The sequence below is a fragment of the Pseudomonadota bacterium genome (assembly GCA_039028935.1).
GTDB lineage: Bacteria > Pseudomonadota > Gammaproteobacteria > Steroidobacterales > SZUA-146 > SZUA-146.
Genome location: JBCCHD010000066.1, coordinates 1 through 10,245 on the forward strand (window position 1 = coordinate 1; position 10,245 = coordinate 10,245).

Annotated in this window: 10 protein-coding genes; all 10 read right to left on the minus strand. The window is 55.5% G+C overall.

The window, feature by feature from the left end:
* The coding region (locus AAF465_16930; protein MEM7084412.1) for a class II glutamine amidotransferase at window positions 1-510 on the minus strand (510 nt) is incomplete at its 3' end.
* Between the two features lie 386 nt (window positions 511-896).
* The gene (gene glmU, locus AAF465_16935) at window positions 897-2,264 is read right to left on the minus strand and encodes a bifunctional UDP-N-acetylglucosamine diphosphorylase/glucosamine-1-phosphate N-acetyltransferase GlmU (protein ID MEM7084413.1); all 1,368 of its coding nucleotides are present in this window, start codon (window positions 2,262-2,264) and stop codon (window positions 897-899) included.
* A 156-nt stretch (window positions 2,265-2,420) separates the two neighbouring features.
* Complete coding sequence (locus AAF465_16940) at window positions 2,421-3,653, minus strand: threonine/serine exporter family protein (protein MEM7084414.1); 1,233 nt, start codon at window positions 3,651-3,653, stop codon at window positions 2,421-2,423.
* A gap of 124 nt (window positions 3,654-3,777) precedes the next feature.
* Complete coding sequence (locus AAF465_16945; protein MEM7084415.1) at window positions 3,778-4,164, minus strand: hypothetical protein; 387 nt, start codon at window positions 4,162-4,164, stop codon at window positions 3,778-3,780.
* A 145-nt stretch (window positions 4,165-4,309) separates the two neighbouring features.
* A complete protein-coding gene (locus tag AAF465_16950; GenBank protein MEM7084416.1) occupies window positions 4,310-6,184 on the minus strand; it encodes a DUF885 domain-containing protein in 1,875 nt (624 codons plus the stop codon).
* A gap of 59 nt (window positions 6,185-6,243) precedes the next feature.
* Window positions 6,244-7,086, minus strand: coding sequence for a methyltransferase (locus AAF465_16955; GenBank protein MEM7084417.1), 843 nt, complete (start codon window positions 7,084-7,086; stop codon window positions 6,244-6,246).
* Window positions 7,087-7,192: 106 nt separating this feature from the next.
* Window positions 7,193-7,750: a GNAT family N-acetyltransferase gene (locus tag AAF465_16960; GenBank protein ID MEM7084418.1), complete on the minus strand. Its 558-nt coding sequence runs from the start codon at window positions 7,748-7,750 to the stop codon at window positions 7,193-7,195.
* On the minus strand, window positions 7,725-8,567 hold the full coding sequence (gene ttcA / locus AAF465_16965; GenBank protein MEM7084419.1) for a tRNA 2-thiocytidine(32) synthetase TtcA: 843 nt from the start codon (window positions 8,565-8,567) through the stop codon (window positions 7,725-7,727). The genes AAF465_16960 and ttcA overlap by 26 nt, the downstream gene beginning before the upstream one ends.
* A 25-nt stretch (window positions 8,568-8,592) precedes the next feature.
* Window positions 8,593-9,135: a hypothetical protein gene (locus tag AAF465_16970; protein MEM7084420.1), complete on the minus strand. Its 543-nt coding sequence runs from the start codon at window positions 9,133-9,135 to the stop codon at window positions 8,593-8,595.
* A 277-nt stretch (window positions 9,136-9,412) separates the two neighbouring features.
* Complete coding sequence (locus AAF465_16975; protein MEM7084421.1) at window positions 9,413-10,069, minus strand: energy transducer TonB; 657 nt, start codon at window positions 10,067-10,069, stop codon at window positions 9,413-9,415.
* Between the last annotated feature and the right edge of the window lie 176 nt (window positions 10,070-10,245).

Below are 10,245 nucleotides of genomic sequence, written 5' to 3' on the forward strand. Positions count from 1 at the left end.
GCGATCGGGGTCCTGATTGTCAACTACCAGCAGTGCGTAAGCGCCTTCAAAGCGTTTAACCGCCGTGCCGACCGCTTCAACCAGGTCCATGCCTTGTTTGAGTAAGTCATGAATAAGGTGTGCCGCCACTTCGGTGTCGGTTTCGGAATTAAATTCGTAACCTTTGGCGAGCATCTCGTCTTTGATGGGCTGAAAGTTCTCGATCACCCCATTGTGAATCACCGCCACTCGATCGCCCGACAGATGCGGGTGCGCATTGGCTTCGGTCACACCACCATGCGTTGCCCAGCGCGTGTGCGCCACGCCGATCTTGCCAGTCAGCGGCGCGGCATCAATCTTAGCGTCAAGATCGGCGACCTTGCCGACAGCTCGGCGCAGTTGAATGTTATTGTCAGCGTCCAGCACCGCCAGACCCGCTGAGTCATAGCCGCGGTATTCCAGGCGTCGCAGTCCCTCGACCAAAATCGGAACAATGTTTCGTTCCGCTACCGCTCCAACAATTCCACACATTCCCAGACTCTCCAATGATTGGGTAAACCGTTTGTCGCCGACGAACCCCGACGAGCGCGTTCAGCGAGCGGGTAACGTCGTTCCGTTCGTTCGACGCGCGTTGATCAAGCCAGCGCCCTTGGCATTACACCGCAGCCGCCAAGTGTCGCTGCATTAGGCCGATTTAACCGAGGTGCAGGTCTCAAATCGACATATCCTATTGGCTAGACAGCGATAAAACCCGGCCTTCTCCCTCGCGTCGGGGCCTGGCCGGCGCGCTATTCTAGCAGCGCATCAAGTCGGGGTCAGCCTCCAATCGACCGACCCCCTAAATCATTCAGGTTGTTGATAAATATCAATTAAAAGCGTTCTCCGGAAGCGCCTCTTGGTGCGCTCTATACGCGCAACTACGTCTTGTCCTTAACCGGCTTACTCCATTTTTCGAGCGTCACCTGTCGCCCGCGAGCCAGCGTCAGTTTGCCGGCCGGCGCGTCTTTGGAAATGACGCTGCCGGCGCCGATAAATGCACCTTCGCCGACTTCAACCGGCGCGACCAGCTGTGTGCCCGATCCCACAAACACGCCGTCATGTATGCGGGTTTTGTGTTTGTTGGCGCCGTCGTAGTTACAGGTAATGGTGCCCGCGCCTAGGTTGCACATCTCGCCCATAGTCGTGTCACCCACGTAGCTGAGGTGATTGACCTTGCTGCCTTTGGCAATCGCGCTCTTTTTCACCTCCACAAAGTTGCCAAGCTTTACTTGGCTCCCCAGGAACGTCTCGGGGCGCACGCGCACAAACGGGCCGATTTGGCAGTGCGGTCCAAAGTGCGCTTTCTCAATCACACAATTGGGGTGAATGACGGTGCCGTCTTCGATTTGAGTATCGGTAATCACACAGTTGGGTCCGATCTGCACGCCGTCGGCCAGTTTTACTTTGCCAATGAAGGTCACATTGGCATCGATGAAGACATCCTGTCCGCAGGTGAGCTCACCGCGCACATCAATTCGGTTCGGATCAACCAGCGTCACACCCTGTTCAAGCAACCGATCCGCCACGCGTCGACGGTACATCGCTTCGGCTTCGGCCAGGTGTTTCTTATCGTTAATGCCGAATGACTCTTCGACATTGGGCGTAATAAACGCTTTCACCGAAACCGCGTCTTTGACCGCTAGGGCGACCACATCGGTGAGGTAGTACTCTTTTTGACTGTTGTCGTTATCCAGCGCATTAATCCAGCCGCGCAGTAAACCACCGCGACACGCGAGCACGCCAGTATTCACTTCCGTGATGGCTTTCTCATCATCGTTAGTGTCTTTTTGTTCAACGATGCGCTGCACGTCACCGACGTCGTTGCGCACAATGCGGCCGTAGCCGTGCGGGTTATCCATACGCACAGTGAGCAACGCCAACGTGTCGTTGCCGGCTAAGTCGACCAGCGTTTGCAGTGTGTTGGACTGAATGAGCGGCACATCGCCGTAGAGCACGAGTACGATGTCGTCGTCGTTCACGGCGGGCATGGCTTGGTCCACTGCATGACCGGTGCCCAATTGTTCAGCCTGTTCGTGCCACTCGACTTCGCGGTGCGCCATGGCCGATTTGACCTGGTCACCACCATAGCCGTACACCACGTGCACACCCACCGCATCCAGCTCGTCGGCCACATTAATAACGTGCTCAAGCAACGGCCGTCCCGCGAGCGGCTGCAGCACTTTGGGCAAGGAGGAGCGCATGCGAGTGCCGCGTCCTGCAGCCAGTATGAGTGTACGTAACTTCATGTTTTTGTTGGCCCTTATTCTACGAGGGCACATCATACCAAAGAACGACAGACGAAAAAGGTGCGGTAATCCACAGTTTTGAAGGATTATGTATAACCGGGTGTAATCTTTTGTAAGCCTCTATTTTTAATAGCCTTTACGACTATTCGAAACCCCTCAGAGAATCTTTCGGGGCGCGATCGTCAAATTCGACAAAAACAGACCAATCACCAACGCAATGGCCACCATAAACGTTGTGGCGGCCGCCTCCACGCCCAACACCACTTCGTTTTGGAGCATGGCCTGAATCGAACGAAAACCGAGCGAACCGGGCACCAATAGAATAATGCCCGGCAGCAGGGTGGTTAGCGCTGGGCGATCGCGCAAGCGAGCGAGGATATTGGACAGACAACCGATCGACCACGCACCGAGCGCGGCACCAAACTCAGGGCTGAACAGCGTCGTGCCCAGGCGCGAGGCCCAGAACGCGATCGCCCCACCGAGCAACACCGCCAAGTAGTCCCGTTTTCGCGCTTGGAACAGCACCGTAAACGCCGCCGCACACAACACAATGGCAATGCTGGCGCTCCACCATGACGGGGGCGCCGCGGGTGTGGATACAAAGGGTGTGAACAGCAGCGCCACACCACCCCAGCCCGCCGCTGCACCGAGCGCCAGCTGCAGCAACACCACCAACGATCCCATCATGCGCGCCGTACCACTTACCAGATGCCGGTGGGCCAATTCGTTTACACCCATCGTGAGCCCGAGCCCAGGAATCAACACAATGAGTGACGCCAAGCTGACGATGATCGGATGCGTTTGCGGCAGAAACTCAGCGATAAGACGCGCAGAGGCGGCCGCGAACGCGGCAGAAAGCGTAGGGAGCAACATCGCCAATCGCGGGCGTTTGGCCGACACGACCGCGAACGTACCGATACAACCACCCAATAGTGCGGCGACCAAGGAATCCAGCCCGTGGCCATTAAACAGTTGCGCCACGCAGGCGGCAACAATCACGAAGGCCGCAACGAGCAGCAGCGGACCGTAGCGCGCCGGGCGCGCCACGATGGTGTCGATGGCGTTGCGCGCCGATTGGTAGTCCAGCTCACCGCGGCTCACTTGCTGCATAACCGACTGCAGATCGCCAAGCTTTTCCAGATTGGCTTCACTGGGTTCCACACGCAGTAAATAGGTGCGCTGATTCTCGAGTTGTCCGATGGCCGCCGTCACGGACGTGGGCGTTGCGAGGATCTGCAGCTTCATATCCAGGTCACGCGCAATGCCCGCCATGGCCTGCTCCAGGCGATGGGACGGTGTGCCAAACAAATGCAGAGCCTGCATCAGTGACAGCACAAACGCATCGCGGTGTTTAATCCCGTCAGGAATAGGGGTGTTGGTGATGTGCATCAGCGTCTTCCGACAGACCAAGAGCGGCCCGACTAAAAGGCGGATCGTCGACGATTATGCGCTGCGGTTCAAGCCCTGTTGAACAATAAATTGGTCATCGAGAGGCGAGAGGGAAACGGCCCGCTTACCGACTGAAATACAGCTGAGTGCGCTTGCTGGCCAGCAGAAAATACGACCAAAAAAAATACGCAATCATCGACCCACAAATGAGCCACAGTACCACCACTGAGGCGTTGGTCGACTCAAACCACAGTGCCTGCACATGAAGTTGATTGGCGTTGAGCGTGCCGCGCACACCCACATAAAAGATACTCAGACAGGCAAATGCCGACAGCGCCATGGCGGTCAGTCGCGCCCACTGCTGGCGCAATAACAGTCCCGCGGCCACCAGCAACAGCAATACGCGCAGGTCGAAGTAGAACTGAGCGGTGCTGGTCATATCGATTGCGGCGCGCAGCCCCGTCAGCGCGATGCCGCAAATGATAATGGCTAAGGAAAACGCGTATCCCATGCCTGTACCTCAAATTGTTGTTGTTTTTGTGCGCTGTTAATCGCGCTTGTGTTTAACACCTTAGCAGAACTCAGCCAACGGATGACTCACTCTTTACTTAATACGGCCACCGCACGAACAGATGGCAAACGCGCAGTATGCCCCTCTACTGGGCAGCGAGTGTTTCTTGTATATAGCGGTCAACCACTGACGGCAAAACGGTGAGGGGTACGGCGCCACCCATCAGCACCGCGCGGTGAAACGCGGTCAAATCGAACAGCGGCCCAAGCTCGTCCATCGCGCGTTGGCGTTCGTCGAGAATTTGCAGCATCCCCACGTAGTACGCGGTGGCTTGTCCCGTGTAGACGCTGTAGCGCAAGGCAGCGCCTTGCGATGCGGACGTCGACCACCCAACATTGTCCTCATTAAATTGTCGCGCCTCATCGAGCGACCAGCCAAGGTCATGAATGCCCGTGTCCATCACCAACCGGGCGGCACGGAGCGCCTCAAATTGCAGACGACCGAGATCACCGTATCGATCGTCGGCATACCAGCCAAGCTCATAGGCCAAACGCTCGGCATAGAGCGCCCAGCCCTCGACAAAGCCGGTGAAGGTCAGCACCTTGCGAAAGAGTGGACTGTCCTGCTCAAGCGCTAAAGCGATCTGCGTATGATGTCCCGGCAGCGCCTCATGAAACGTCAGCGTTGGCATATCGTAATACGGGCGTTCGCTCGTACCGGCATAAAACGCACCGGGGCGCGAACCATCGAGCGACGGACGGATATAGTAACCGCCGCCAAACGGATCGGCTTCCACCACCACATCGAACTGGGGAAACACATCGAAGGCCTCATTTAATCGCGAGCGCGCAAATTCGATGAGTGATTCGTATCGCGCCTGCACTTGGTCCGCCGGTACAATGCCTCCATCGTTCGCCACACGTTCAAACAGCTCAGCAAGGGTTTCGTCCTGCGGATAGGCTAGCTCATCGAACAACAGACGCATCTCATGTCGAATACGTTGAAGCTCACTCACACCCAAATCATGCACCTGTTGCGCAGTGAGATCGGTCGTCGTATGGTGCTTGAGCGCCCACTGATAATACGCCTCACCATCGGGAAACTGACCCACACCAATCGACTCCGGCGCCATATTGATGTGCTCATGAATTTTGTCGAACAGGCGTTGATAAGCCGGGATCACCACCTCAGCCACCGCGTCACGTGCCCGCGTTTGCAGCTCGCTACGTCGCTGGGCGTTCAATGAAGGCACCGCATTAAGCACGCGAAAAAAGCCGGTGTAGTAAGGGTGAGAAGCGGGCGCGAGGCTACGCAACTGGCTCACCTGCGAACGCGAGATGGTCAACGAAGGAATGGGCTCAACGATTCCACGCCTGGCCTGTTCATCCATAAGCTGCATCGCCTGATCAAATTTGACGCCGACCAGGCCCAGGCGCTCAATGTAGTCCAGCGCGTCTTGCTCGGTGCCAAGCGGATGAACCTCGGTTAAAAAGCGCTGCGTCGAATTGTGGAATCCAAAGAAAAAATAGGTCGCAAAATAACGGTGATAACGAAATGGCCGCCTGGCGGCTTCGTCATCGAGATACCATCGATACACATCGTAGTGGATTTTTTCGTCATCCAAGAGCGCTTCGCGATCGAACGTATCGAGTAGCTCACGCACCACGTCGATCATCTCAAAGGTTTCATTGAGGTAGCGTTCGTCAAGATTGTTTAGCGAGACGTCGTCGAGCTCACCCGGCAGGCCAAAGCTGACATACGATTCGGGCGAGCGTTTGGCCAGTGCGTCAAATGATGCGTCGTAAAATGCATTCAGTGGCAGGCCCTGAAGTGCGTCACGCAACTTCTCGCTGTCGGTTTGACTGGAGACGGGCGGTGGTGGGCTTACCGGTGGCGCGGGTCCGGGTGCCGGGCTTCCGCCACCGCATGAATGTACAACCAACAGTACACAAGCCAGAGCGGTGATCTGTTTACCGAACAACCACACGGTGGTTTTCGTGCGCGGTGTAACAGGCGGCATAGGCACTCCTGAGTACGATGCGCCGTCCGGCCCACGCCGGACGGCGCTCACGCGTTGGTTTAGCCCTCGTTCACTTTCACAGGGCGCATGAATTTAAGCGTCATGCGATCACTTTCGCCGATTTCGCGCATGGTGCTTTCCAAGTGTTTATTCTCGTCATCTAAACGCAGAACGGGCGGCAACGACCACACCCCAGAAGGATGATTCTTTGTGTCACGCGGATTGGCATTAATGTCACTTTGATCGAGCAACACAAACCCGGCTTTCTCGGCCATCGCAATCACGCTGCTTTGGGTCAGATAACCGGTTTCACCGGTATAGTCTTCGCCTTCATTTCCGCGATGTTGAACCAGTCCCAGCACGCCGCCAGGTTTGAGATACGTGAACATATTTTTGAACGCGGCTTCGGCTTGACCACGTCGCGCCCAGCCGTGCGTGTTTCGAAATGTCAGCACAAGATCGGCTGATCCTGCCGGTGCGGCATCCATTGTGCCGTTGGGGTTAAACACCCGCACCTTGGCCTGGTCATACACCTCCGGTCGGGCCGCCAATTTGTCGCCGAGCTTTTTCATATTGCGTGTCACATATTCACTCTCCGGATTGGCTTCAAAGCTACCCAAATAGAGCGTGCCGCTGTCCCGTAAGAAAGGCGCGAGAATTTCGGTGTACCAACCGTTACCACCCGGAGAAATCTCAACCACCGTCATCGTGGGTGTAATGCCGAAGAACTTGAGGGTTTCGACCGGTCGGCGTTCGCTGTTGCGATCGGCGTGACCTTCCGCCCGATGATCGCCGTTAGCGTATTTTTCGAGGCTCGTGGCAATGCAGTCGGCCTGTGCAGAAGCGGCCAGCACGAGGGCTGCGCAAACCCAAAATGCGCGATAAATCAGTCGGTTGATCATTGGGACTCCCTTGAAAGCGGTAACAAATATCGCCGCATTCTAACATCAGACCGCTCGTTAGGGGCTGGGTTGCGCGGCGAACCGCGGCAGAGAATCGATATGGGTGCTAGGCAAGCGTTCGGCCCATGCTAACCACGGGCATGGTTTCGCCATTGTCCAATGACAATACATAGCGGCGTTCGGGCACGTAGCCCTTGGCGGCATAGAGCCGCTCACCTGACAGCGTGGCCACCAAAGCCATTCGGGTAAAACCCTCCGCTCGCGCCGCGTCTTCACATAACGCAATAAGCTGGTTACCGATGCCCTGTCGCGCAAAATCCGGGTGCACAAAGAACGCTCTAATCCGAGCTGGGTCGGTGTCGGGATTTAGGAGGGGATCAGCCTCTGACTTAGCCGCGTCTGCGCCGAACAGCGTTTGGCGTTTGCTCCAGCCACCACAGGCGATTAACCGCGCATCCTCATACACGCTGAAATACGTGCGATCGTTAATTAGTTGTGTATCGACACCAAAGACGGTACCCAGTGCGCCACGAATTTGCTCAACCGTGTAGTCATTACGCTGAAGTGCCAGGGCCGACCGTTCAATTAGACTAACAAGCGCCGGCACATCGTCAGGCGTAGCAAAGCGATAATCGCGTTCAGCCAAGCTGTTTAACCGACTCACGATCAAACGCGATGTCCAACTCATCCGGTAAGTCGTCTTGCCCAACGGTGAGTCCCTCGAAGTCGTACAAGGTTCGGTCGAACAGATGGCTGCGCGACACACGCGTCATTGATTTGAAAATACTTACAACACGATTAGGCGATTCCTTTTCCCATTCTCGCAGCATTAGCTTGATTTTTACGCGCTCGAGATTGTCCTGCGAACCGCATAAATTACATGGAATGATGGGATACGCCCGTCTCAGTGCAAAACGTGCGATATCGCGCTCTCGGCAATAAGCCAAAGGCCGAATGACGATATTATTTTTGTTATCGCTGATCAGTTTGGGCGGCATCGACTTGAGTCGAGAGCCATGGAACATATTGAGAAACAGTGTTTCGACCATATCGTCCATATGATGGCCAAGCGCAATTTTTGTGGCGCCGAGCTCTTCGGCAACCCGGTATAGAATTCCGCGGCGCAGCCGTGAGCAAAGCGAACACATCGTACGACCTTCGGGGATCTTATCCGTTACGATCGAGTAGGTGTCTTGGGTTTCGATATGATGCTCAACACCCAACGTGTTGAGATAGTCAGGTAATACATCGGGTGGAAAGCCCGGCTGCTTTTGATCCAGATTCATAGCGACGATCGTAAAAGACACCGGCGCCACGCGCCGAAGGTGCAAAAGCATGTCGAGCAGTGTGTACGAATCCTTGCCGCCGGATAGGCACACCATCACACGATCGCCCTCTTCGATCATGTTGTAATCAACGATCGCCTCACCGGTCTTTCGACGCAGTCGTTTTTCGAGTTTTTTAAATTCGTATGCGTTCATGATTCAAAGCAAGCTAAGCCGGGATTTACGAATTACCCGCAATGCGAATAGGTGCTACCTGTTCTTGCACAATCGTTAGAAACTCGTGAATTAATGCGTCGGGTTGGACGGTATCGACCGTTGATTCGGCGTTAAAATCGGCTATCCCCAAATGGGAAGGGCTGTGCACTTCAATGACATCGGCATAGGACACCCATGTGTCTTCGCTTTTCACTTTAAGTTCGTACGCATGATAAGCCAGTGGCGACGGTGTTGTGAGGTTCATCATGTCGTACAGCGCAAAGAGCTCGCCATGGATCGGTAGCTCCATGAGTGTCGCCGTGTGTTTGACCACACCAAAGCCGGCGTCCACGAACGATTGGCCGATGGACGCGCCATCGATAATGGTCTGATGAACGCGCATGACACTTTCCGGATAATTCAGGTGAAAGCGCGCGACCGCCAGGGACCGCGTTACGCGTTGCTGATTGTCGAGGCTATACAGGCTGGTAATGCGCTGACTCGGATGTTGGGCCAGAACTTCAACTCCATACGAGCCAAATTTTTGTTGGATAAGCGTACTGTTCAACGGTGTGTCTTCACATAAGCCAGATAGGGTGCCAAGGGTCGGACGATGCCGGCGTTAGGCCGCGCTATTCTATCATCGACAATAAATTTTCCCTGTCTTTTTGCGGAAAATTCCGGCCAATCTGACCGATTCAGCGCAACAGCAAGAGAAAAAGGCAAGCCATTGAGCGGCTTGCCTTAAATACGCGTCTTATCGAGGCGCATGGGTTGGGAGAGTAGAGAGTTACGCCGGTGCAGGCGACCTGGGGTAACCGCAGCTGCACCGGCGTTTTCCATCGTCACTCGCGGATGGAAAACCGAAAGCGCTTGGCGACATTGGTCGTGACGACCGTCTCGCCGTCCACAATGCGCGGCGCATACTTGAACTTACTGGCTGCGCGCAATGCAGCGCGGTGGAATAAGGACGAAGCACATTGATCCTCATTCACACGCAAATTCGATACGGATCCTGTTTTGGTGATGGTGTAGATCACTTCACATGTTCCCTCAATACCTCTTGCCAACGCTTTTTCCGGATAGATTGGCGATATCTCGGTTAGGGGCATCGCGGCTCGGTGTGTTATGCCGGCAGGGCCAGGTAGGTCGATTACGGCGTGTCCCGACTGCATGTGGGACTGCCAGTTGATGGCGGCACCGTCGTCCGGTGTCGACCAACTCTGCGCCATGTTCGGCAGAGGTTGGTCCACCACCGGTGGCCGATTGGGTTTTTGTCGCCGACGCTCCGGCGCTCGCTCCTCTCGGTTTAGCCGTACAAATTCGAGAACGGTGGTCGGCGGAGGCGGTTCGACCATGTCGTGCCCGACTGAAATCAAGCGATACATTGCCCAGATCAGACAAAGCGTCATGAGGACAGCAACAATAAAGCCAGCAGGCAAAAAGCCTTGTCGACGGATAGGTAAGGACGGAAAAGTGGGCCTAACGGTGATGACGGGCATAACAGACTCCTTGATTCTGACTGCCCCGGGCAGTGAGTCATTCAGAATCTGCTACTAAACGATTTCTTACGTACGAAGATTAACGTAGTTAAGCGTCGTCGTCAACCTCCCGCTGCGGCGTTCCCCACTGTTTCCCACTTTCGGACACATCGTCCCACACATTGACGGGGTCCTAA